Source organism: Streptomyces monashensis, from assembly GCF_001866665.1.
Taxonomy (GTDB): domain Bacteria; phylum Actinomycetota; class Actinomycetes; order Streptomycetales; family Streptomycetaceae; genus Streptomyces; species Streptomyces monashensis.
Window position 1 is genome coordinate 34,830 of sequence record NZ_MLYO01000079.1, and the last position, 22,793, is coordinate 57,622.

General features: G+C 70.4%; 16 protein-coding genes and 2 pseudogenes. 8 read left to right on the plus strand and 10 right to left on the minus strand.

Annotated elements, in window-relative coordinates; translation table 11 throughout:
• Positions 1 to 84 precede the first annotated feature (84 nt).
• A complete protein-coding gene (locus tag BIV23_RS38440; RefSeq protein WP_071385632.1) occupies positions 85 to 726 on the plus strand; it encodes a carbonic anhydrase in 642 nt (213 codons plus the stop codon).
• A 46-nt stretch (positions 727 to 772) separates the two neighbouring features.
• Here BIV23_RS38440 and BIV23_RS38445 read toward each other — a convergent pair whose 3' ends face one another.
• Positions 773 to 1,750 (minus strand): L-threonylcarbamoyladenylate synthase, encoded by a 978-nt coding sequence (locus BIV23_RS38445; RefSeq protein WP_071385633.1) that lies wholly within the window; start codon positions 1,748 to 1,750, stop codon positions 773 to 775.
• A gap of 69 nt (positions 1,751 to 1,819) precedes the next feature.
• On the opposite strand from BIV23_RS38445, the gene BIV23_RS54165 reads away from it, so the two are divergent.
• Positions 1,820 to 2,284, plus strand: coding sequence for a transposase (locus BIV23_RS54165; RefSeq protein ID WP_425443571.1), 465 nt, complete (start codon positions 1,820 to 1,822; stop codon positions 2,282 to 2,284).
• A 167-nt stretch (positions 2,285 to 2,451) separates the two neighbouring features.
• Positions 2,452 to 2,694 (plus strand): annotated as a pseudogene (locus BIV23_RS47585) (transposase); the annotation flags it as partial.
• 341 nt (positions 2,695 to 3,035) lie between these two features.
• Here the strand turns inward: BIV23_RS47585 and BIV23_RS38450 are convergent.
• Entirely contained in the window at positions 3,036 to 3,938 is a 903-nt protein-coding gene (locus BIV23_RS38450; RefSeq protein ID WP_071385634.1) for a DMT family transporter, read from the minus strand.
• Between the two features lie 81 nt (positions 3,939 to 4,019).
• On the opposite strand from BIV23_RS38450, the gene BIV23_RS38455 reads away from it, so the two are divergent.
• The 3 genes from BIV23_RS38455 (at position 4,020) to BIV23_RS38465 (ending at position 6,601) form a co-directional block, all read left to right on the plus strand.
• Entirely contained in the window at positions 4,020 to 4,922 is a 903-nt protein-coding gene (locus BIV23_RS38455; protein ID WP_071385635.1) for a LysR family transcriptional regulator, read from the plus strand.
• A gap of 334 nt (positions 4,923 to 5,256) precedes the next feature.
• Complete coding sequence (locus BIV23_RS38460; protein ID WP_071385636.1) at positions 5,257 to 5,844, plus strand: RNA polymerase sigma factor; 588 nt, start codon at positions 5,257 to 5,259, stop codon at positions 5,842 to 5,844.
• Positions 5,834 to 6,601, plus strand: coding sequence for a hypothetical protein (locus tag BIV23_RS38465; protein WP_071385637.1), 768 nt, complete (start codon positions 5,834 to 5,836; stop codon positions 6,599 to 6,601). The genes BIV23_RS38460 and BIV23_RS38465 overlap by 11 nt, the downstream gene beginning before the upstream one ends.
• A gap of 33 nt (positions 6,602 to 6,634) precedes the next feature.
• On the opposite strand, the gene BIV23_RS38470 is transcribed toward BIV23_RS38465, so the two are convergent.
• Positions 6,635 to 8,449: an ABC transporter ATP-binding protein gene (locus BIV23_RS38470; RefSeq protein ID WP_071385638.1), complete on the minus strand. Its 1,815-nt coding sequence runs from the start codon at positions 8,447 to 8,449 to the stop codon at positions 6,635 to 6,637.
• Positions 8,450 to 8,524: 75 nt separating this feature from the next.
• On the minus strand, positions 8,525 to 8,689 hold the full coding sequence (locus BIV23_RS50850) for a hypothetical protein (RefSeq protein ID WP_177240191.1): 165 nt from the start codon (positions 8,687 to 8,689) through the stop codon (positions 8,525 to 8,527).
• Positions 8,690 to 10,049: 1,360 nt separating this feature from the next.
• Here BIV23_RS50850 and BIV23_RS38475 point away from each other — a divergent pair.
• Positions 10,050 to 10,946, plus strand: a complete 897-nt coding sequence (locus BIV23_RS38475; RefSeq protein WP_177240192.1) for an NADP-dependent oxidoreductase — start codon at positions 10,050 to 10,052, stop codon at positions 10,944 to 10,946.
• A gap of 140 nt (positions 10,947 to 11,086) precedes the next feature.
• Here BIV23_RS38475 and BIV23_RS52705 read toward each other — a convergent pair.
• The 5 genes and pseudogenes from BIV23_RS52705 to BIV23_RS38505 all read right to left on the minus strand — a co-directional run.
• Positions 11,087 to 11,328 (minus strand): annotated as a pseudogene (locus tag BIV23_RS52705) (IS5/IS1182 family transposase); the annotation flags it as partial.
• Entirely contained in the window at positions 11,327 to 13,645 is a 2,319-nt protein-coding gene (locus BIV23_RS38485; protein WP_245790844.1) for a discoidin domain-containing protein, read from the minus strand. The pseudogene BIV23_RS52705 and the gene BIV23_RS38485, both read right to left, overlap by 2 nt.
• 1,197 nt (positions 13,646 to 14,842) lie before the next feature.
• Positions 14,843 to 16,075 carry an FAD-dependent oxidoreductase gene (locus BIV23_RS38495; RefSeq protein WP_071385642.1) on the minus strand — a complete coding sequence of 411 codons (1,233 nt, stop codon included), beginning with the start codon at positions 16,073 to 16,075 and terminating at the stop codon, positions 14,843 to 14,845.
• Between the two features lie 405 nt (positions 16,076 to 16,480).
• Entirely contained in the window at positions 16,481 to 18,460 is a 1,980-nt protein-coding gene (locus BIV23_RS38500) for a spermine/spermidine synthase domain-containing protein (protein ID WP_071385643.1), read from the minus strand.
• Between the two features lie 417 nt (positions 18,461 to 18,877).
• Entirely contained in the window at positions 18,878 to 19,561 is a 684-nt protein-coding gene (locus BIV23_RS38505; protein WP_143079202.1) for a hypothetical protein, read from the minus strand.
• A gap of 142 nt (positions 19,562 to 19,703) precedes the next feature.
• Between BIV23_RS38505 and BIV23_RS38510 the strand changes: the two genes are divergently transcribed.
• Positions 19,704 to 19,955: a hypothetical protein gene (locus BIV23_RS38510; RefSeq protein ID WP_071385645.1), complete on the plus strand. Its 252-nt coding sequence runs from the start codon at positions 19,704 to 19,706 to the stop codon at positions 19,953 to 19,955.
• Positions 19,956 to 20,380: 425 nt separating this feature from the next.
• Here BIV23_RS38510 and BIV23_RS38515 read toward each other — a convergent pair whose 3' ends face one another.
• Positions 20,381 to 21,577: a winged helix DNA-binding domain-containing protein gene (locus tag BIV23_RS38515; RefSeq protein ID WP_071385646.1), complete on the minus strand. Its 1,197-nt coding sequence runs from the start codon at positions 21,575 to 21,577 to the stop codon at positions 20,381 to 20,383.
• Positions 21,578 to 22,793: the final 1,216 nt, after the last annotated feature.

Below are 22,793 nucleotides of genomic sequence, written 5' to 3' on the forward strand. Positions count from 1 at the left end.
TCGTCAGATGGTGTGGGACAGCGTGCAGAGGCGGACGCAGGGCCGGGCGATGCGACGCCTGGTGCCGGGTCCTAGGCTTCGGACATGACCGAGATCAGGACCACGACGCCCCGCGACGCCTTCGAGCTGCTGCTGGCCGGCAACCAGCGCTTCGTCGCCGGCACCCCCGAGCACCCGAACCAGGACGCCACCCGCCGCGCCGAGATCGCACCGTCCCAGCAGCCCTTCGCCGTGCTGTTCGGCTGTTCCGACTCCCGGCTGGCCGCCGAGATCATCTTCGACCACGGCCTGGGCGACCTGTTCGTGGTGCGCACCGCAGGCCACGTCATGGGCCCGGAGGTGCTGGGCAGCATCGAGTACGGCGTGGACATCCTCGGCGCGCCCTTGGTCGTGGTGCTCGGTCACGACTCGTGTGGCGCGGTCGGCGCGGCGTGCGCCGCGCTGGAGGACGGCATGGCACCGTCCGGGTACGTCCGGGACGTCGTCGAGCGGGTGACCCCGAGCGTGCTGGCGGCTCGGGCCGCCGGACACGTGGAGCCGGAGGAGATCCTCGCCGAGCACGTAAGGCATACCGTCGACCTGCTGCTGGACCGCTCCCGGGTGCTCGCCGGGAAGGTCGCCGCCGGGCAGGCCGCCGTGGTGGGCCTGTGCTACCGGCTGGCCGACGGCAGCGCCCGGCTCGTCGCGGCCCGCGGCCTCGATGCGGCAGTGCCGGCCGCGTCCTGACCCCTACGGCCGTGGCAGCTCAGGCACGCCACCACACCGATGCCGGTCACACGGTGGGCCGGGGCCCCGCGGCGCGGCGGAGCCGGTTGGCGATCGCCAGTCCCAGCCCTTCCTCCGTCGGCAGGGACGCGATGATGAGGTCGCACCCCTGCTGGTCGAGCTCGCGCAGGAACCCGTACAGCTCGCGCGCGTAGGCAGCCATCGAAGCGGGGACCGCCGCCACAGCGTGCGCCTTCACCGCAGCATCGGCGAAGGCAGGGGGAAGAAAGACGCCCACCCGATGCCCCAACTCCTGCGCGAGCTCCGCCTCGGCGACCACCTTCTCCGGCTCGACAAGAACGACCCGCGCCCGCGGCGCGTAGTGGGACGGATGCTGGCCCGGCACCCGAACGCGGCTGGTCGAGGGGACAGCAAGTGAGCACCCCAGCACCGCTTCGAGATCCTCGCGCGACACCCCGCCGGGCCGAAGGATGACCGGAGCGTCGCCGGTGGCGTCGACGATGGTCGACTCGACGCCGACCTCGCAGGGACCGCCGTCCAGGACCATGTCGACACCGTCACCCAGCTCGGCACGGACATGGTCCGCCGTCGTGGGGCTGACCGAGCCGAAGCGGTTGGCGGACGGGGCCGTGATACCTCCGCCGAAGGCTGACAGCAGCGCGAGTGCAACAGGGTGGTCGGGCACACGCACGGCCACCGTCTGAAGGCCACCCGTTGCTTCGAGAGGCACCCGGCGACCGCGCCGCAGGACCAGCGTCAGTGGCCCCGGCCAGAAGTGTTCGGCCAGCAGGCGAGCCGCCGGGGGCACGTCCTGGACCCAGTCGTCCAGGCGATCCGCGCTGCCGATGTGGACGATCAGCGGGTGGGAGGGTGGACGTCCCTTGACCTGGAAGATGCGCGCGACGGCGGCGGGGTCCTCGGCGTTGGCGCCCAGTCCGTAGACGGTTTCGGTCGGGAGCGCCACCAGGCCGCCGGTACGCAGCACACCTGCTGCCTTCTCGATGTCATTGGTGCTTGCGGTCACTCGGCCATCCTAGGACGGCGAGGTCGTGATCAATCTCAGTGCCAACCACGGTTCCCGTTTCGCGATCAGCTGCTCGGCGCCAACGGCTGTTCCGTTGTTCCCCGAGGCCGTCTCACGGCGGCAAAGATCCTCAGAGAGACCGCCGGGATCACGCGCTTGACGTCGAAGAGCGCCTGCGCACGGCACAACGGGACTGCGCCTCGGCCCGTGTCGTCCGGCAACCGCGAACGTCACCGCCTCAGTGCGTATCCGGAGGAGTTGGAACGAGGCTCGGCCATCCATGGCCCGCTTGAGCGTGGCCCACGACCGGCAACCTGTGGCAGGTCGAACGGGCGCCCTGCCGGTTCGCGCTCGCGCCGGGCGTTGACCGGGCCGGGTGGCGGGTGCGCATCAGGTGGGCAAAGAACCAGGGTGCGCAACATGCTCCGCCCGCCTGGTTCTCCGAGCGCCCGGGCGGTCATCTGTCGCGACCACGACGAGGGCTGCGCCCAGGGGGCCGCATATCCGTCGGAATGTTCAACTCGGGTCCCATGACGCCGAGTTATGAACTTCCCGATGTTTCCCCGCCGCCACGCAGGTGGCCGAATACTTCTCCTTACGGAAACCGCTGCGGTTTCGTTCACCGCGTACCAGGAAGTACACAGCCCGCCTGCCCTCAAAAGATCTCGGATGTTGCGCAAGCGGCTGTATGACCGCAGGGGCCTCAACGGGATCGCGTGTGGACGTTCCGTACCGGGACGGCCTGGCGGGATGTGCCTGAGCGGTACGGGCCATGGGCCACGCCGCATACCCGATTTCGCCGGTGGGCGTTGGACGGCACGTTCGAGCGGATGCTCCGTGCCGCCCAGTCCCGGGCGGACGCCGCCGGCGACGTCGACTGGCTGGTGTCGGTCGACTCCACCATCGTCCGCGCCCACCAGCATGCCCCCGGCTTTCGACCGCGATACCTCCACGCGGCGCAACGTGGTGGAACGGTGCTTTCAACAAGCTGAGGCAGTGGCGCGGCATCGCTGCCCGGTACGACAAGACAACCGAGTCCCACCAATCAGCCCTCACCATCGCAGCCCTGCTGATGTGGGCGTGACGTTTGACGGCAGGGCCTGGACCACGACCGTGATCGCCGCGCTCACTCTTCCGCACAGGCGCATGGACGAGCAGGTGTCAGCCTTCACCACCGACGGCCGTGCGCTACGCGGAGTCCGCACGAGCTCTGCTGGAGCAGGCTGACGAGTCCGGCCTCGTGAGTTGGCCCCGAACCCACGGGCTGGTGGTGACCGTCGGTGATTCACCGCCGACGGGAGATGGCGACGCCGGTCAGGCAGAGGACGCCGCCGACGAGCCCGTATGCCGTCGGGATCTCGGCGAGCAGCAGCCACGACAACATCACCGACACGGCCGGAACGGCGTAGGTCACCGCGGAAAGCCGGCCGGCGTTCATGCGGCGCAGCGCGTACGCCCACGCGGTGAAACCGATCGCTGTGGGGAACACGCCCAGGTAGACGGCGCCGAGCACCGCTCCGACGGACGCCACCTGCAACTCGCCGGCCAGTCGCGGCACCCAGGGCAGCAGGACCACGGTGGCGACGACACAGCCCAGCCAAATCGCGGCGAGCCCGTCGACGTGGCGCAGCGTGACCTTCTGGATCATGACGCCCGCGGCGTAGAGCACGGCGGCCAGCAGGCACAGCAGAACGCCTGCCCAGTCACGCTGTGCGGTGGCCCCGGTCGCGATGATCGCGGTTCCGCCCAGCGCGACGAGCGAGCCGACGATGAGAGATCGTGAGAAGCCTTCACCGAGGAACTTCCCGGCAGCGACAGCGACAATCAGCGGCGCGAGGTTCACCAGCAATGCCGCGGTCCCGGCATCGACATGCCGTTCCCCCGCGTTGAGAGCGACGGTGTAGCCGGCGAGCCACAGCACGGCGTACGCCGCGATCAGCAGGAACGCCTTGCGGGACAGGCGGACGCGGACCGCCCGCCTGGCCGCCGCGATCACTGTGAGCGTGACGGCCGCGACGCCTAGCCGGAGCAGCGCCAGCGGCGCAGGGGACAGCGCGTTCCCAACGCCGCGGATGGCGACGAATGCCGAGGCCCACAGCATCACCGCGAGCCCGGCGGCTGCCGCGATCTTGCCGATGTCTGTCCTGCTGGCGCCAGTGGGCCGGGCGGTCTCAACTAGATCGGTCACCCAGGCATCGTCATCCCTACTTCCGTACAGAACAAGCGATGAGTTCTATACATCTGTTAAGCAAGGCTGTACATTCGCAGCATGCTGGACATCCCACGACTCCGCGTCCTGAGGGCGGTCGTCGCGACGGGTTCGATCCGCGCGAGCGCCTCCGCGCTCGGCTACACACCGTCCGCGGTGAGCCAGCAGCTCGCCACACTGCAACGGGAGACCGGACTGCAGCTGTTCGAACGGTCCGGTCGTGGCATCGAGCCCACCCCGGCCGGCCGGACCCTCGCTGCCGAGGCCGACACGTTGTTCGAGGCGTTCAGCCGGGTCGAGCGGGTCGTCGGCGATCTGCGCGCCGGTCGGGTCGGCAGCCTTTCGATCGGCTACTTCGGCTCGGCCGGCGCGGCGTGGCTGGCGCCGACCGTCGCCGCTCTGCGTGCAGAGTTCCCCGACCTCCGGCTGGAGCTGCTGCTGACCGAGTTCACGCCGGCCGACCCGGATATCGACATCTTCGTGGAGGAGATGGGTGTCGAGCGCCCGGGGGCCGTCGATGTGCACAGGCTCGCCGAGGATCCCTACCTCGCCGTCGTCCGCGTCGACGACCCACTCGCCGAGGCGGCGGTGGTGCCCTTGGCAGAGCTCGCCGAGCGGCATTGGGTGGACAACGACCTCCGCCAAGGGGCGTGCCGCCAGGTGCTTCTCAATGCCTGCGCGCAAGCCGGGTTCTCCCCGAGTTTCGTGGTGGAAACTCACGACTACCGGACCGCAATGTCCTTCGTGGCAACGGGAATCGGGCTGACCGTGGTGCCGGCACTCGGTATCGGCGAGCTGCCGGAGTACCTGACGACCGTCGCCCTGGCGTCCCCCACCCCGGTCCGGTATCTCAGTCTCGCGGTGAAGAAGTCGATTGCGCGGCACCCCGCTGCCCAGCGCGCTGTCGAGCTGCTGGAAGGCCTGGTGCGCGCGGCAAATCCCGAGCTGGCTGATGGGCCTTGAGGCAGCACGCGCCGCATTTTCGACCCTGCCCGCCGTACCGAAGGCATTGTTCGCGTCGGCCGGTTCAGTCGAACAGCCCGGGACCCACTCATTGCCGGAGCTGCGCTTGCGACAACGCTGTCCGCCGACTGCGGTCGCGTCGCCGGCCGCTGCGTTCTTGTTCCTCGTCATCGCACCGGCTCCAGGTTGCCGCTCATCGGCCGGGCCCCCGGAACGGGCACTGAGCCCACATGCGGCGCCCCACCGGGCGGCGGAGAATGGGAATGTGATCTTCCGCGACGGGCGGGCAGGTGGGCGGGCAATCCCCTGGCGGCCGTCGACCGTATACAAAGGTGTGTCGGGTTTCCGGTTCCCCGGGGGCCGCCTTTCGGACGAGGCTCTGCTGTCCGGGCTGGCCACGGGCGATCCGGAGCTCGCGGTCGTCTTCGTACGAAGGTTCCAGCACCGGGTCTTCGGGGTCGCCATGGCTGTCACCGGGGATGAGCAACTGGCCGAGGACATTGCCCAGTCGACGTTCGAACGTGCGTGGCGCCACGCCCAGATCTACGACTCACGCCGTGGCTCGGTCGCCACCTGGCTGACGAGCATCGCGCACAACCTCGCCGTCGACGCCGTCCGCGCCCGGCGGGCCGAGCCGATGGCACCCGAGGACCTCGACGCCCTCATCGGCGCCGTCACCGAGACCCCCGAGCACTGGGCCCTGGCCGACGAGACCTCCGCCCAGCTGCGGGCCGCCGTGGCACGGCTGCCCCGGGAACAGGCCCGCGCTCTGGTGATGGCGGGCATCTACGGCATGACCGCCCAGCAGATCGCCGACACGGAGCGGATCCCGCTGGGCACCGCCAAGACGCGGATCAGGGCCGCCATGGGCAAACTGCGCACCTCGCTCGCGCCCGCCAAGGGAGGCGACCATGTCCAGTGACGCGCACTGCGAGCGGCTGCGGGAGATCGGCGCCGAGCTGGCGCTGGGCGTGCTGCCCGGCCGGGAGCGAGCCGAGGCACTCGCCCATCTGGACCGGTGCGCGGACTGCCGGGAGTACGTCCGCCAGCTCATCCTGGTCGGCGATCGGCTCGTCGGCCTGCTGCCCGGTCGCGAGCCACCGCTCGGCTTCGAGACCAGGGCGGCGCGCAGGCTGGCCCAGCAGGCAGGGGCGAGCGAGCCCGCCGCGGGCGCCTTCGGCCGCGCGACCCGGGATCTGCGCGGGCGCGCCAAGCGGGCCCGGATGCGGCTCGCGGCCGTCGCCGCCGCGCTCACCATCGCGGTCGGGTTCGCCGGCTGGGGAATCGGCACCGCCGTCGAGAACGTCGTCGCCTCGTCCGGTCCCCCCACCGAGGCCGAGCCCATGCTGGTCGGGAACATGGTCTCCACGGCGAGCGGCGGCGGCACCGTCGGTGAGGTCTACGCCCACCCGGGCAGCCCCGGCTGGGTCTTCGTCTCCGTCGCTCTCACCGGCCCGCATGCCTCGTACTCCGGCAGGGTCACCTGCGTCCTCGAGCACTCCGACGGCACGACCGTCCGCGTCGGCGACTTCCCCCTGAGCGGTGGACACGGCGAGTGGGGGGTGTCTGCCCCTGGCGACCTGTCGACCCTCTCGGGCGCCCGGCTGACCACGCTCGACGGCGCCGTCCTCGCCACGGCCCACCTGCGCACGGGTCACGTCGTGGAGCCGGAGACCTGAGCCGAACGACACGTGAAGGCCGCTTGACACCGCTCAGGACACCGCCGCTTGCGCGCTCAGCCGGTGCAGCAGGGCGTACGTCCCCCCGCCTCGCAGCAGGTCGTCGTGGGCGCCCTGTTCCACGATCCGGCCGTGGTCGAGCACCACGATCCGCGTGGCGTCGCGGACGGTGAGCAGATTGTGCGAGATGACGATCGTCGTCCGCCCGGCCATGAGTCGGCACAGCGGATCCATGATCCGCCGGGCCGAGCGCACATCGAGCGCGGTGGTCGGCTCGTCCAGCAGGAGCACGGGCGAGTCCCTGATCATCGCGCGGGCGATCGCGAGGCGCTGGCACTGTCCGCCGGACAGCGTCCGGCCGCGCTGGCCGACCAGGGTGTCGTAGCCCTGCGGGAGCCGTTCGACGAACGCGTGGGCGTCGGCCGCCCGCGCCGCCGCGACGACGTCCGCCTCGCTCGCCCCCGGCCGGCCGTAGGCGATGTTCTCCCGCACAGTGCCGTGGAAGACGAGCGTCTCCTGGAGCACCACCGCGACGCTCTCCCGGACGTAGGTCAGGCTCAGCTCCCGCAGATCGACGCCGTCGAGCCGGACCGCTCCCCGGTCGGGGTCGTAGAAGCGCAACTGGAGCCTGGCGAGCGTCGACTTGCCCGCCCCGCTGGCCCCGACCAGCGCCAGCGTCTCGCCCGGGGCCACGTGGCACGACACGTCCGACAGCGCCCACGCGCGGGCCCCCGGATACCGGAACCAGACTCCGTCGAACTCGACCTCACCCCGCGCGCGGCCGGTGCGTCGGACGCCCGGCACCTCCACGACCTGCGGGCGCTGGTCCAGCAGCTCGATGATCCGTTCGGCCGAGGCGGCGGCCGCGGAGAAAGCGGTGCCCAGTGCAGACAGACCGTGGACCGGGCCGTAGAGCTTTCCGATCAGCGCCAGGAACACGAGCAGTCCGCCGAGTGTGAGCTGGCCCTGAGCCAGCTTCCAGGTGCCCAGGCCCAGGACCGCGAGCCCACCCGTCACCTCGATGATCTCGACCACAGGTCCGTAGACGGCCCGGATCCGCACCGAGGCCATCGCTGCCCGGAACCGGCCCGCGTTCTCCCGCTCGAACCGGGCCTGCTCCCACTCCTGCCGGTTGTACGCCTGCACCAGGGCCACGTTGCCGCGCGCCTCCTCGGCGACCGCGCCGAGTGCGCCGCCGCGCCGTCTGCGCTCCCGCGAAGCCCCCTTCAGCTGCCGGGCGAAGTGCCGTGCGGCGGCCCAGAACAGTGGCACGATGACAAGGGAGAGCAGGGTCAGGTCCCAGCGCAGGTAGAACAACAGGCCCAGGAAGAAGGCCAGTTGTGCGACGTAGTACAGTACGTCCGCCACTCCCGAGAGCAGGAAAGTCTCGACCGCGTCGATGTCCCCGGTGAGGCGGGACAGCAGGTCCCCGAGTCGCCGGCGCTCGAAGAAGCCGAGCGACAGGCCCTGGACGTGCCGGAACACCGCCGAGCGCAGTGTGAGCAGGAAACGCTCGCCGACCCAAGTCGACGTGACCTCGTCGGCGTACGCCAGCACCCCGGAGCCGACGACGAGCCCCAGGTAGAGCGGCACGATCCACAGCAGTGGCCGCAGGTCACGGGGGACGAGCACGCCGTCCACGACGGTCTTGAAGAGCCAGATCTCCGTGGCGTCGACGGCGGGGCCGGCCAGGCTGAAGAAGAGAACCGGGACGAGCCAGCGGCGGCCGCCGCGTGTGTACGGCCACAACCGCAGGAACACCGCGCGCGGCGAGACGGCGGGAGCGGGCGCGACAACGCCGTCGGCGGCCTCGCCCACTGCCGACGGACGCCACGGGATGTGCACCATGTGATGCGTTCCCCGGAGAGCGGCGAAGCGGACCGGTTCACCCGGTTACCGGTCCGCTCGGCCTGGTGTGTGGTCTCAGTAGCGGTGGTCGTTGTCGTCGTGGTCGTGGCGGTCGTCGTGGTCGTGCCGGTGGCCGTGACGGTCGTCGTGGTCGTGACGGTGGTGGTCGTGCCGGTGCCCGTGATCGTCATCGCGATGGTGACCACGGAACGCGAGCAGGACATTGGTGAAGACAGCCATCGTGTTCCTCCCGAAACTCGCTCTACCCGGGATACGTTCGGGAGCGGGAAACGGATTCCTCCTCGGGGCGACTTTCTCCTGCCGGCTCCGAGAAAACAACGCAACCGTCTCGAGCAGATCGTCAGGGCCGCAAAACCTACGAGGCGAGCCCAAGCCGCAGATGACCGGTGGCCCGTGCGTGCCCTGAGAGCGGCGAGGGGGTGGCGCCCCCGGGCGAACCATGCGATGTTCCGCGCCTGGCCCTGCCCGCCGGGGGGAGGGTCGGCTCCCTCCTCGGGCCGGAATCGGCCACGGAACCGAACGAGAGAAGCCGACACGGCCCAACAGCTGCAGTGCCGGACGGCTCTTGGGACACCAGCGGGGCGACCGGCGGCTGGAGAGCGAAGTGGGGCTGCTGGAGTCGTTCCCGGTCGAGAGTCCCCCGCTCTGGAAGGGAGGCGGCCGTATGCGCGGCCAAGGGAGCACACCGCGTGCACATTCCGGAACAACCCTGGATCGTGCTGGCGGCTCAACGCCACATCGAGTTGGAGTCGGCACACCGCCGGGCGCCTGAAAACGGTCGGCACTCGGCGAACGGGAGCGATGAGCATGCTGCCTACGTCCACGCCCGGTGCGGAGCGTTCGCTTCGGAGGGCTTGAGCCTGCACGAGTTTGACGCCGGTGGGCAACCGATCACGGAGGACACGCACGTGTTCCTCAAGGAGTACGGCACCGAACCACAGCGTGATGCGGTCAGGTGCCGGATTCTGGCGACCGCCGGCCATCTGCTGCTCGATCAGCTCGACAAGACGGAAGGGCATGTACCCCGAGCACGACGGCGAAGTCGAGCGCTTGGTGTCCACCCTCATGATCGAGACTCGCGCCCGCTTCGGCTTCACCGCCGCGCCCGGCACCACCGACGATGCTGGGCCCCGCGTGAGTCAAGCCTGTCCGACGAGCGAGGCGCCAGTGCACACCACCCCGGGCGCTTTTGTGAGCGACGAGGACTCGCGCTCGACGTCCGCGAGTGCATCACCCGCTCGTACCGCTTCCTCGACAGGGAAACAGTCGCGCCTGGGTTCCTCGACCAGGGCAAGCGGCCGTCGGTAGGGCGAGCGGGGGCGCAGCGCCTGCTCGAGCGCCCGCCCCAAGGTCCAGGCGCAGATCTCTTCCACGATTGGCCCAGTTGGTCACTCTTTGACTGGACCACATGTCCGGGCAACTGGCTGCATAGGCTCGACACCAATGCGGCTGAGAGCACGAGCGACCCTTTGTACGGGATCTTGAGGTCGACACTGGTGCCTGCTTTGGGTTCCGGCCCGTACCTCCCGGTCGGCCGGACTGAGTGAGAGGACGATGATCTGCTGTGAAGGCGTGCGGAGTGTCCGGGGCCGGGAAGGGAGTCGCCCTGCTGGAGTTGCCCGAACCGTCATCTCCCGGGCCCGGTCAGGTCCTGGTGGCGGTTGAGGCGGCCGGGGTCGGCCCGTGGGACGAGCTGCTGAACGGCGCCGGCTGGGACGTGGGGCTGCGTCCCCCGGCGGCGCTGGGCGTGGAGGGCGCGGGCAGGGTGCTGGCCGTCGGCGCGGGTGTCACCGGGTTCGCGGTGGGCGACCGGGTGCTCGCACACGAGGCCCCGCTGCCCGGGGGAAGCGGCTTCTGGGCCGAACGCGTGCTGGTCAACGCGGATCACGCGGCAGCCTGCCCGTCCGGGCTGGACGCCGTGCACGCGGCGGCGCTGCCGGTCAACGGACTCACCGCGGTGCAGGCCCTGGAGAAGCTGGGCCTCGGCCGGGGACAGCGGCTCCTGATCACCAACGGAGGCGGGGCCACCGGAGCCCTGGCCGTCCAGCTCGCGGCGGCCATGGGCATCGAGGTGACCGCGACCGCGTCCGCTGCCGCCGCGGAGCGCCTGCTCGGTCTGGGAGCGACGGAGGTCGTCGACTACCACGACCCGAACTGGGCGGCCGAGGTACGCGGCGGGTTCGATGCCGCCCTCACCATCGCCACCGGTACGGCGGACGCTGCCCTGCCTGTGGTGCGGGACGGCGGCCGGCTGTGCTCCCTGACCTCGGACGCGCCTGCGGAGGAACGAGGCATCACGAGTTGGGACCTCTACGTCGAGCCCGACGCCGCGCAGCTTGCCCAGTTGGCGGAGCAGGCGGCCGCGGGAACCCTGAAACTCGCACCGGAACCCCAGCCGCTGAGCGAGGGACCGGCTGCGTTCGACCGGGCGGTTACCGGACGGGCCGGGGGTAAGAAGATCGTGCTCACCCCATGACGCGTGGAATATCAGTGGCCGTGGCCGTGGGCGTGGGCGTGGGCGTGGGCCGGGCCGGGCCGGGAGACGTCTGGCCCGGCCCACGCTGCTGTGAGACGGAGAGGCTTGTGGCTCTGCTGTGCTGGGGGGCGTCGTTTGGATCAGCGGGCAGACCAGCGGAAGATGCCTGTCACGTGGGGTCCGGCCAGGTAGATGGTCGCGGTCTTCTCGTAGCGGGTGGCGATGCCGCGCTCGCGGTCGAAGGCCGGCGGCCGGCCTCCCCGGCTGCCCCGTCGCAGCCGGTGGGCTCGTTGGTCCGCCGGGACCGGGATCATCGATCGCGCAGGTGGTCGCGGAACGCGCGGGACGAATAGGCCTTGTCCGCAAGGATCACGACCGGCCTAGCGCTGCGCTCCTCGGGTGCCTGCGGAGTTGACGGTGAGGATTGCGGCTTTGCTGGGAACGTCCTGCTGGTTGAGCGCGAAGAGCATGTACGTGCCGGGAAGTGCCACGCCGGGGTCGGCCGGGATGTCGAGTTCGTAGGTGTTGGCTGCGGTCTTGCGGGGCGTCAGCGGAATTCGGCGTTGGTCGTTGTCGACGGAATGGGTCGCGGCTCCGGCTCGGACCAGGGCGAACTTGTCGATGGGCATGTCGGTCGTCACCGTAAGCCGCTGCCCGTGTGCGACGTCGGTGGGAACGCTGCTGATGATGTGAGGGCGGGGCTTTTCGCTGCCGTCGGGGTTGAGGAGGTAGGGCGGGGTGAAGATCGCTCCGTCGGCGTGGTTCGTTTCGCAGTCGCCGCACAGGCCGCCGCCTCCCGTGAAGATCCGACCGTCGGGCAGCAGATTGGCGACGCTGTGATAGTTACGGGGGAGCGCCATGGATGCCATGGGTGTGAAGCGGCCGGTGGCGGGGTCCCATATCTCGGGGCTCAGGACGGAGTGGCCGTCGCTGAAGGGCTTGGCGTAGGACTGTCCCCCGAAGACCGCGACCTTGCCGTTTGGCATGACGACGCTGTTGGCGAAGGAGCGGGCGTAGGCCATGTCGCCGGTGCGGACGCTGACAGGCTCCCCGTCGGGGTCTTTGACGCCGACGGTGTAGGCACGGTTGGTGGCCGTCGCGTTCTCGTATGCCGTGGCGCCACCCAGGGTGAGGAGCTTGCCCACGTCGTAGGCGACGGCATCGCCGTTCATCGCGTCGAGACTGTCGGCGCGGGTGCCGGCCGGGGTGATGCCGCCCTCGCCATCGGTGGAAATCCAGTTGAGCTGTTTGCTGGGGCCGAACTGCAGGACTCGTCCGTTGGACGTGGCGTACAGCCATTCGTGGTTGTCTGCCCGGAAGGGACCCGCCGGGTCGGCGGTCAGGGTGGGGGTGACCGGTACGCCGGACAGTTTGCGCCAGGTGCCAGTGGCGGCCGACCAGATCTCGCCGCCCTTGTCCGGAGCGTTGTCGCGGCCCCAGGAACCGCCGATGACGAAAGCGTCACCGTTGGGCAGCAGGGTCATGGCCTGGTAGCCGCGCGCGATGTTCATGTCGCTGGTGGAGGTCCACTCGTCGGTGGCGGGGTCGTAGATACTGGCGCGCCCGGCGTTGCTGCCACCGGTCACCAGAACCCGGCCGTCGGAGAGGATCGCGGTGCCGGGACAGAACATGTCGTGCTTCGTGTTGTCGACGCGGCGCTGGGTGATCTTGCCGGTGGTCAGGTCCATGATGGCGGTCTGGGTGTAGCCGTTGCTTCCGCCGAAGCGGTCGGGGGCGTAGGCGGACCAGGCCAGGAGTTTGTCGTTGGGCAGTACGGCGGTCGCCACCGGCACCAGTGGGAAGCCGATCAGCGGGCCCCACTCACCGTGTTCAGCGGGGTTGGCCGGACCACTCAGGCGCAGTTCGGCGGCTGAGGACCACGGCCCGCGGCCGCCGGCCTCGGTGATGGCCGTCAGGCGGACATAGCGCGCGGTGACGGGTTGGTCGAAGGTGGCACCCTTGACGGTGTCGTCGTCCTTCCAGGTCCCGGTTGCCACCGGTTTCCCGAAGGTGGTGCCGTCCGTGCTGGTGGTGATCGAGTACTGGCCTATGCGACCGTTGGCGCTGCCGTCCAGTCGTGGCTCGTAGGAGAGGCCTGAGACGACGGCGGTGCGGTGCATGTCGATGGTGACGCTGTGCGGCTGCGGTGGGGCATCGCCGGACCACTGGGTGTGCCAGATGGTGCCAGGGGCGCCGTCCAGTGCGTTCTGGGCACGACCGTCACCCGCTTGGGTCTCTTCGCTGTCGGCGGTGGCCGTCCACCCGTCGCGCGGCAGGTCGACGCCGGGTCCGGGCGTGCTTGGATCCCCGAGCAGGTTGATCTCCGCCGCCGAGGCCCACGGCCCGCGCGCGCCGGCCTCGGAGGTGGCGGTCAGCCGCACGTAGCGGGTGCGTCCGGCGGCGAACCGCAGCTTCTTGACAGCCGCGTCGTCTGCCAGGGTTCCCGTGGCTACCGGCTTCCCCCAGGTAGTGCCGTCGGCACTCAGGTAGATGGCGTATTCGCCGATCCGGCCGTTGGGGCTGCCGTCCTGGCGCGGCTGATAGATCAGGCCCGAGACGACGGCGGTGCGGTGCATGTCGATGGTGATGCTGTGCGGCTGTGGCTCCTGGGCGTGGTGGTTGTCCGCGCCGGTGTCCTCGTCGCTGTCGGCGGTGGCGGTCCACCCGTCACGCGGCAGGGTGGGAGCGGCGGGTGTCAAGGCCTCCCTGGGGACGACCTCGCCATGTGCTCCTGGGGGCATCGGCACGTGCCCGCCGGAGGGTGAGTCTGTGCCGTGTGCGGCCTTCGCACGGTCCGCGACGGCGGGGTTCGGCTGCAGCAGCGCTCCGGTCACTGCCACGGAGGTCAGGAGGACAAGGCTGACGGCTCGCACCTTGGCAACTCCTGACCTGTCTGGCGCACCAGTCATGGCGTCTCTCCGAGCGGTGAGCAAGGGGCCGCAACCACGTCTGCCGCACAGGCAAGGCTCCAGGGCGGCACGCACCGCGAATACGCGCGGAATCCCGGAAACGGCTTCGGAGCGGTTCACAGGGTTCAGCTGTCGCGGTGTTCATGCAATCACCGTGCACGCCCTCGACGCCGCATGCGCCCCGAGCGCAGCCAATGGGGGAGTCATCCGCGGACCCTTCTACGGGCGACCAGCCGGTCCTCGGCCTCGCACCCGTACCGGTTGCGCACCCGGCCGTGGTCGGCGGTGGTGCAGACCTCCCGGCAGCCAGCGTCGGAGTGGCGCTCGGCGCCGCGTGCATATCCGTCAGTGGCTCGGGGCGCGTAGCCGCACAGGAGGGCCGCGATCGTTTCGAGCGAGCCTGCTTCGTGGTTGACGAGACGCGGCTTGATCAGTTGGCTTCGGGCAGCGCCGGTCTCAGGCCGATTCGGCCGGGCGCCTCTTGCGGGGTACCAGCGGTTGACGGTGGGGATGGGGAGCGCCGGTTTCGGAGTTCCTGCCGTCGGGCGTCATGAGGGGTCCGCCTTCGAAGGTGATCCCCTTGCTTTCGAGGTCGGCTCCCAAGGCGAGGTGTTCTTTGAGCTTCGGCATGAGTGTGCTCGGGTCGTCGCCGACGAGTCGGCTCATGACGAGGTAGAGGCGTTCGTGGGTCTCGTTGGAAAACGGGCGTTTGTGGCTCGTCGGTGGTGCTCCTTCGTTGGGTGTGTTGTCAGGGGACAGCTCTGCGGCGGTGTCCGGGGCAGTGCGGGGCGCGAAGCTCGGCAGCGAGGCGGGCGATGGTGTCCTTCGGGCCGTACCAGCGCGGCCGCCGGCCTGGATCAGGGGTCGGCCGCAACCACCTCCACCGTCGGTGAGCCCAGCGGGGCCAGCTCCCCGCCAGGGGTGAAGTCCAGCAGCAGGAAGCGGTCGACGCGTAGCCGGTGCAGCGGGGTGTCCCCGTGCGCAGACTCAAGTCTGGTGCGCGGGGCCCGTCCAGCGGGTGGCCCGCATCGGGGGGGTGTAGGACACGCTCAGCCCCGACAGCAGTCCGGCCAGGCGCGCGTTGGCCTCCGGCCGGGTGAGCAGCGTGCTCATCAGCTCGCGTAGGGCCGAGCCTTGGGGGGTGAACGTGGTCGTCAGCGCGGTCTGGGCCTGCGTGTTCTGGGCCAGGGACTCGGCCACCGGGCGGCGTTCACGGTCGTAGGAGGCCGCGCCGCCGGTGATCAGCGGTGTGGCCCGGCCCTTGACCTCGGCGGCGAGCTTCCATGCGAGGTTGACGGCGTCCTGCATGCCGACGTTGACTCCCTGGTCGCCCGCGGGGAAGTGCACGTGCGCGGCGTCACCGGCGACCAAGACACGGTTGGCCCGGTACCGGGTCGCGTGGCGGATGGTGTTGCCGGCAGTGGAGATCCACACCGCGTTGCGCAGCCCGTAGTCAGTGCCGGCGACACGCTTGAGGATGCCGCGCAGGTCCTCGAGGGTGAGCGGCCGGCTCCGCCTGGCGGTGACCTGCTCGGGCGTCAGGCCGGTGTCCTCGGGCAGAACGCCGAACACTCGGTGGATGCCGTCGAAGAGCGGCACGACACCGACCCAGCCCGTTTCGTGGTCCCATACGTGGGTCGCGTTCTGCGGCGCCGCGTCCAGTTCGGCATCTGCGAGGAAGGACACCGTGCTGCCGGGCGTGCCGGGAAACTCGATGCCGGCCTGCTGGCGGACCGGGCTCCACGCGCCGGCGGCTCCGACCAGGTATCGGGCCGTGCGGACGGTGTCGCCTCCTTGCACGCGCACGACGGTGTCGTCCCGCTCGAACCCGGTGACCTCCTGGCCGTAGTGCACGGGGATGCCGCGCGCCTCGACGAGCGAGGCCAGCACCCGCTCGGTGGTGGCCTGGGTTATCTGCAGGATGTGGGGGTAGGGCGTGTCCAGCTCGGAGTAGTCCAGCAGCTGCGGCAGCATGCCGAAGTGCGTCCGGGGCACCGCGCGGCCGTACGACAGCAGGATGTCGGTGAGCCTGCGGCCGTACCCGGTCCGCACCGTCGGCAGGACCTCCAGCGTGCGGGGATGCATGACGGCGGCGCGGGAATTCGTGCTGCGCTCGGTGAGCCGCTCGAGGACCTCCACCTTCACCCCGGCCGAGTCGAGGAGCGCGGCGGTCAGCAACCCGACGGGGCCCGCGCCCGAGACGATGACGTCGGCACTCATGCTTGCCCCCCCGTTCACGATCGTGGGGAGCGCTGCCGGGGCGGTTGCCCGCGTGGGCGGTATCAGTCCGATGGCGCTGGTGAGGCACATTTTCGGTGCTGCCGTCCGCATGTCATTCCTCGGTGGGTCGAGTTGGAGGCCGCTACCCGGTTCATGCCGCACTGCCTGCGCCGGGGCCGTCAGGGCGAGCGCTGCACAGCACAGGAGCTGTCCTTCACCAGGCGTGTGGCCGGGGTCCGACTCCTTGGCTTTTCCGCTGCCTCGCCCGACCGGGTCAGGGCTGTCAGGGGCCGAGACGTCGATGGAACGCTCCTGCCCTATGGCGGAGCGCGGTTGCCATCGACATGACGGCTGCGGGTGGGGCGAAGGAGCGTATCCACACAGCCACACCAACCTGCCCCAGCTCTACCGGCTGTTGAGGGCCACCGTTGCGTCCAGCACCTCTGGTGACTGCGCACCCGGCCCGCGCCCGGCGATCCGCATGGCGATGCACGCCCCCAGGTACAGCAGGGCGACGACCAGCAGCAGTGCCTGATAGCCCGTCATCAGCGCCAGGTATTCCAGTGCGCCCCCGGTCAGCGCTCCCAGCAGATTCGCGCCGAACGCGGATGTCGGGTCCGCGGCGAGCGCGAGGCGGTCCGAGAAGATGAGGTTGGCGCAGAAGATGGGGGCGAAGGCCAGGGCGATGGCGGCGGCGAGCCGTCCGGCGAAGGGCAGCGAGAGTACGGCGTGCGCCGGGACGAGCCAGGCTGCCGCGAGGGTGGCGAAGAGCAGGAGCTGCAGCGGCAGCTGGTTGACCCGCCGCAGCCGGCGCCGGACCTCGACCGCCGCGAGGACGGCGAGCAGGACGCCGATGAAGACCAGGGCGTTGACTAGCCAGGTCGTACCGAAGTAGAGCGCGAAGCCGATCACGTTCTTCGTTTCGAGCAGCATGAAGGCCGCGCCCATCAGGAACATGTCGGTGTAGCGGACCGTGCTTCGGATCCGGACCCCGGTCAGGCGCACCGCCAGGAGCGTCACCAGCAGGATCGCGCCGAGCACGCTCAAGTAGAGCGTGGGAATGTCCCGGTGGAGCAGATACGGGAAAGGGTGGTCATCGCTCGCGGCTGCCGGGACTGCGCCGCTGGGCTGCCAGATCCGCTCGCACGACTGGTCGGCGGTGGTCATCCCGGCCACCAGCACGGCCGCGTTCTTGCCGAACGTCGTCATACAGGGGGCGTGCCCGTAGATGTCATCGAGGGAGCCGGCGAAGCGGTCGACCAGCCAGCTCGTCCGGTAGTAGTTGTACATGGCGAACGCGCCGTGGGGCGCCAGATGATCGCGAGCTGCCTCGAAGGCCTGCTGAGTGAACAGGTAACTCTCCAGGCGCAGGTTGCTCGCCCCGGCCACCAGCGTCAGCGAGTCCGGCAACGCCAGGACGACGAGGTCGTACTTGGCGTTCGTCCGCTCCAGGAAGGCCCGTCCATCATTGATGTGGACGTGCACCCGGGGGTCGTCGTACGGCTTCGCGGGGTGCAGCTGGGCGCCGATCTGCTGCAGCCGGGGATCGATCTCGACCGCGTCCACGCGCTGCGCTCCGTGGGCCAGGGCGACCGCGACGTCATTGCCGTTGCCGGCCCCGATGACCAGCACGCGCTTGTGCGGGTTGGCGGGCGTGCGGTCGTACGGCTGCCGGTAGGGCGAGTTCTTCCGCGCCAGCACGCGGAGCGGTGCGATGCTCTGGTGCGGGACACCGTTGGCGGAGATGCGATACCCCCCGGTGGTGGATGTCACGGGCGTGAGCTGGATCTTGTAGTAGGGGGACCAGGAGATGCCTGCCGTCGTCGTCTCCACGAACAGCGCGGCGACCATCGCCGCGAGGGGGATGCCGTACCGCAGGGTGTTGCGCCGTCCGCCGAGGATCAGCAGGGCAGCGGCGGCGAGCACGCCCCATACGACCGACGGAGCGCGCAGCCAGGACACCACGGCGAAGGACACCGAGCCGGTGATGCTGCCGAGCAGGTCGTAGCGGTAGGCATCGAGCGAGGGAAGCCGGCGGAACAGATCTGCGGCGACCTTGCCGATTGCAGTCATGATCACCGCAGTGAGCAGGAAGATGGCCGGCAGCGTCACCCACTCGGGGAAGCCGGTGGTCTTCACTGCGGTGAAGTAGATGACCTGGCCGCTGCTCTGACGCACCTGCACCGGAAACGCGAGTACCAGAATGACGAGAAGCGCGAGTGGAACCGCTGCCCAGCGTGTGAGCCACTGCCCGCGCGCGGCGGGGATCAGGAACCCGATGCCGATACCCAGGAATGACCCCAGCAGGATGAAGTTCGAAAAGTAGCTGAGGTGGACGACGTTGGCGCCGGCCCATCTGATCAGTGCCAGCTCGACGAAGAGCATGGTGGCGCTGGCCAGAAGTAGCCTCCAACGAATGGAGCGGTCGGTCTGTCTGGTTCCAATCGTTTTCACGCGTATTTACGGTGCCATCTCCGGCGTGAAGAACCGAGATGACTTGCCGATTTCATGACGGTATCGACCTCAAGGTCTTCGGCCGTCCGGACGTGACCGCCTTTGTTGCTCGTCGCGTCAGATGGTGACGACGTTGACCGCCGGTGGGGCGAGGGTGGCGTGCGCCCGGTTCCCGCGTTGGGCCGAGCAAGGTGGGGGTTGGTCGGCGTTTGCTCCTGTCGCGGCGGTGACGGAGCACGACCGGGCGGGCAACGCCCGCGGCGGTGGCGGATGAGACAGCCATGGGAGGCGCTTCTCGGATGTGGGTGGGCCACCGGGTTCTACGGGAGCGGCTTGTTTTCCAGGTTCTCAGTGGAGCAGGGCGGCGACCTCGTTGCCTTCGGCGTCGAGGCAGGGGAGTAGCTGGCAGCCGTCCGGGTCGACGAAGCATCCGAGTACCGTGTCCTTCGACGGTCCGTCCGAGGCGATCAGCCAGCCCTCGGTGAAGTCGCCCGGTTCGGCAGCGGCCGTGAGCGTGGCGGCGTCGATGCCTGCCTGCGCGAGCCCCTGTTCCAGGTCTGCTGCCCGGTCCCAGTGTCCGTGCTGGACCGGCGGTCGACGCTTCAGGGCCGCGAGGGCGCGGGTTACCACCGGGAGCAGACCCTCCAGGCCCGAGTTCAGCAGGTGGCCGTGGAGCACGAGGAAGCCGGAGGGAGTCAGCAGGCGTTCGCCTTCCCAACCCGCCTCCACCGGCAGGGTGTCGCCGAACCGCACCAGGACGGCCCGCACCTCGGGCACCACATCGCCCGCACGATCGGTACCCGCCTCTCCGTCGCCGTCGAGCATGAGATACACCGCGCGCGGCCCCTTGCCCGCATCGACACCGAACGTCTCGCCGCCGAACATGCCTTCAAACCAGGCGGTTTCGCCCCCGAAGTCCAGCTCGACACGCCGAAACCGGGACGGGCTGGCCAGCTGCTCGCCGGCCTCCAGAGCGGTCAGCGCCGCGAAGAACTCGGCGAGGTAGTCATCCGGCTCGAACATTTCATCCATGTCCTGGGTCTCCATTCCAGCCGCGCGGCTCCGGTCGTGAGTTCGACTTGCTGCCGGCGGAGCCGAGCGTAGCCCCCCGGTCTGACAGCCCCCGACATCAGCGCGTCTTTCCCGGTGCCGATCGATCCGGCCCTGAACTCTTGTGCCGCGTCGGGGTGCCCGGCCCGAAAACGCGCCGCCGCTCGCCGGCCGGTCCGCTGCGGGCCCCTCGCTCGCCGCACCGCGCAGCGTCATCGACGGCCTCGGCGGCCATCACGCACGTGATCGCCACCGGCTGAGCCCGTTCCTGGCGCCGCTGTGCGAGGCGATCGGTGAGGATCTCAACCACGGTCTCGCGGCCTGCCGCTATGCCCAGTCCGGTGACGGCCGGGCTCTGTGCGGCACGATCCGGTGATTCCCGGTCCGGCTGCCGGGGTGCCCTGCCTGCCGGGTTCGTGGCGTTCCCGTCGCGCCGCCTGTGGCGGGGCGCCACACACGCGGCCGGCCGAAGACCGTGCGCTGTCATCGGTGACGCGATTGCCGTTGGCCAGTGAATCCGCGCGGTGGTGTGTGCGCTGACCCGGGGTTGCGCAGGTGACTGGTGAGGACGCCGTCCCCTGCCCGACGGCTCTCACCTCACCCGCAGTCCTGCCGCGCCGCCACCGTGCCAGGGTGTGCGGGTGGAGGTGGCGGCGGTCGAGCGTGGCTTCACCGTCGTCCTCGCCGAGGGCACGGTGCGTAGGAGCCGCTGAGGGGCTGCACATGGGGAGGGCGGAGTAAGGCGTCGCAGAGGGAGAAGGCGGGGGGACCCGCGACCACACGGCTCCGCAGGGGCGCGGATCACTTCCCGGCCAGCTCCTCCTCCAGCCAGGTACGGCCGCGGGTCCGCGCGGCCAACCGCGTGCCGCCCAGTCGGCCGGCCAGCCGCTCGGCCTCCCGGTCCACGGCAGTCCGGGCGTCCCGGCCGACGTCCTCCAGGTAGCGGCAGACGATCGCGCCGTCCGCGTCCTGGGCCCAGCCACCGACGATGCGCCCGTTCCACCACACCGATGGGCCGATATTGCCCGCCCGGTCGAACAGGCGCGGGCCGTGCGGGCCGAGGAACCACTCGCGCTGCTTCCAGCCCATCGGCGTGGGGTCCAGCGCCGGCAGCAGCGACGCCCACGGCTCCGGTGCGGGCACGTCCTCCAGGTCGTCGCTCAGCACCAGGCCGACCGTGCTCCCCAGGTCTACCTCGGTGGTCGCCACCGGGACCAGGGCTTTCGCGGTCTGCGTCTTGGTCCAGCCGGCCCACCACTGGAGGTCCTCGGCGGGCGCGGGGCCGAAGGTGTGCAGCCAGCGCCGAGCCAGTTCGGTCTCCGCTTCGGCGATGGGCAGCTCGGCCAGGCCCTCGGGGCACCAACGGCTCAGCGACGACCACCGGTACTGGTGCGAGGTCCACGAGCCGCGGGGTCGGCCCCGCACCGCCCGCCCCTCCGCCGCCATGAGCAACAGCAGTCGGCTGGAGACATTCTGCCGCCCCTCGTACTTCTTGCCCGGGGCCAGCACCACCTGGACGGCCAGCCGCGGGTCGTCGCCGGCCAGTTCACTCGCCGTCGCCTCGCCGCGCGCCTCCAGGGCCCGTTGCGCCGCCTCCTCGGCGCCCTTCAGCCACTGCTCGGTACCCGCCTCGTCCCCATCGCCGATACCGGAGTCGGCCAGGATCTTCAGCAGCTTGCGGCGCTCGCGCACCGCCACCGACCGTGAGCAGGCCGCCTGGAGCACCGGCGCCAGTTCGAGCGGGGTGACGAAGACGGTGCGCCGCATGGCCAGCAACCGGATCAGCGTCCGGTCCTCGTACAGGGCCCGCTCGACCCCGGCGACACTCCCGTCGGTCATGCGCGCCCAGGCCGACAGATACACCGACGAGGGATCCGTGCCGTGAAGCGCCAGCATGGACCCGGCCGCCTCCACCGGGTCCGCCGCCCGTGCCTCGGCCGCGAGCCGATGGCGCCACGCCAGCCGTGCCCGTCGCTGCTCGACCCCGATACCGTGCATCTCGCCTCCCGCACACACGCCCCGCCGGCTCGCGACGGCCGGGCCCGTCCTCGGCCGACCCGTGTCCTGTCCGGGACCGACCCTAACCGTCCGCACCGGCGTTCGCCGCCTCCCACCGGCGCCCACGGCACGCCAAGGCCGTTCGGACGGAGCCCGGTTGGGCGGATCCGGGCATCCGGCACCGGTCCGGGCTCGCGTGCGTCCCGCCGAGTTGCTCCCCCCGTCCACCCCGGGCGGTGCCCTGCTCAACACTGAGCAGCCCCTGTCCCTGCGGGCCGGTCTCCCCTTCCACCTGGCCGGCGAGGGCGTCCCGTAGGGATTCGCCAGGCTCGACGCGGGCTGGACCAAGTTCAGAGCACGCCAGATGGCCGGATCTACGGCCACCACTGCGCGTCCGCTACGGCCACCACCTCGGGGAAGACGACCGCGTCCCGACCCACGGTCCGCCACCGCTGGAAATCCCCTCCCGCATGACCACGCGCGATCTCGTGCAGGCGCCGTGGCCAGGCCGTCTCCCGCCGCCCGTGCGGCGCCTGTTCCCACCACCGGGCCACGACCGAGTGCGCCAGAGCTAACCCGTGACCAGGCGCCGCCCCTGCCCGCACCGCACAGCGAGGCGCCCCGGTCCGCCACCGTCGCCGTCACGATCTCCGGCAGGCCGCGCAGCACCAGTCGCTCCAGGACCTGTTGGGGGTCCGCGTCCAGCTGACACCGCGCATGCCGTTCGCAGATCCGGTCCCACCGCGGCGCGTAGCGCACGACCCGCGCCCCGGCCCCGCACCGTCGTGCCGCGCACAACCGGCAGCCGAGCGCCACCCGGCCCCGCCACCGCCCCACCCGCACGCCCCGCCCACACGCCACACTGCTCGTGCCGCACCCCGTCCGCACCGACGTTGTCGTCCTCGACGAACAAGGCCGGAAGCGCCCAGGTCAGCACCTCCGGGCGCACCCCGCTCAGTTGCGTCAGCGTCCGCTGTCCAGCATCGCTCAGCACGAGCACTGCATCGGCCCGCAGCACGCCGCCCTCGTGAGGTTTCACCTGAGGCAGCACGTGGTGACTCCGCCTTCAGCAGGGCTGCGTTTACATGCGAAAGGGATGGCTGCGCTACCTACGAGATCTGAGGTTCCTGTATGCCGGTGTCGCGACTAGACATGGGGCTTGGCCGGGACGGCTGTGGAATCCGTCCCTGGGCTAGGCCGTGTTTTAGGTCGGAGT

Bases quoted from the DNA above. Each gene is read 5' to 3' on its own strand.
- BIV23_RS38470 (WP_071385638.1), bottom strand. From the start codon at position 8,449: ATGGTGCACATCCCGTGGCGTCCGTCGGCAGTGGGCGAGGCCGCCGAC.
- BIV23_RS38500 (WP_071385643.1), bottom strand. From the start codon at position 18,460: ATGCTCTTCGTCGAGCTGGCACTGATCAGATGGGCCGGCGCCAACGTC.
- BIV23_RS38505 (WP_143079202.1), bottom strand. From the start codon at position 19,561: ATGGATGAAATGTTCGAGCCGGATGACTACCTCGCCGAGTTCTTCGCG.
- BIV23_RS38515 (WP_071385646.1), bottom strand. From the start codon at position 21,577: ATGCACGGTATCGGGGTCGAGCAGCGACGGGCACGGCTGGCGTGGCGC.
- BIV23_RS50850 (WP_177240191.1), bottom strand. From the start codon at position 8,689: ATGGCTGTCTTCACCAATGTCCTGCTCGCGTTCCGTGGTCACCATCGC.
- BIV23_RS38440 (WP_071385632.1), top strand. From the start codon at position 85: ATGACCGAGATCAGGACCACGACGCCCCGCGACGCCTTCGAGCTGCTG.
- BIV23_RS38465 (WP_071385637.1), top strand. From the start codon at position 5,834: ATGTCCAGTGACGCGCACTGCGAGCGGCTGCGGGAGATCGGCGCCGAG.
- BIV23_RS38495 (WP_071385642.1), bottom strand. From the start codon at position 16,075: ATGAGTGCCGACGTCATCGTCTCGGGCGCGGGCCCCGTCGGGTTGCTG.
- BIV23_RS38455 (WP_071385635.1), top strand. From the start codon at position 4,020: ATGCTGGACATCCCACGACTCCGCGTCCTGAGGGCGGTCGTCGCGACG.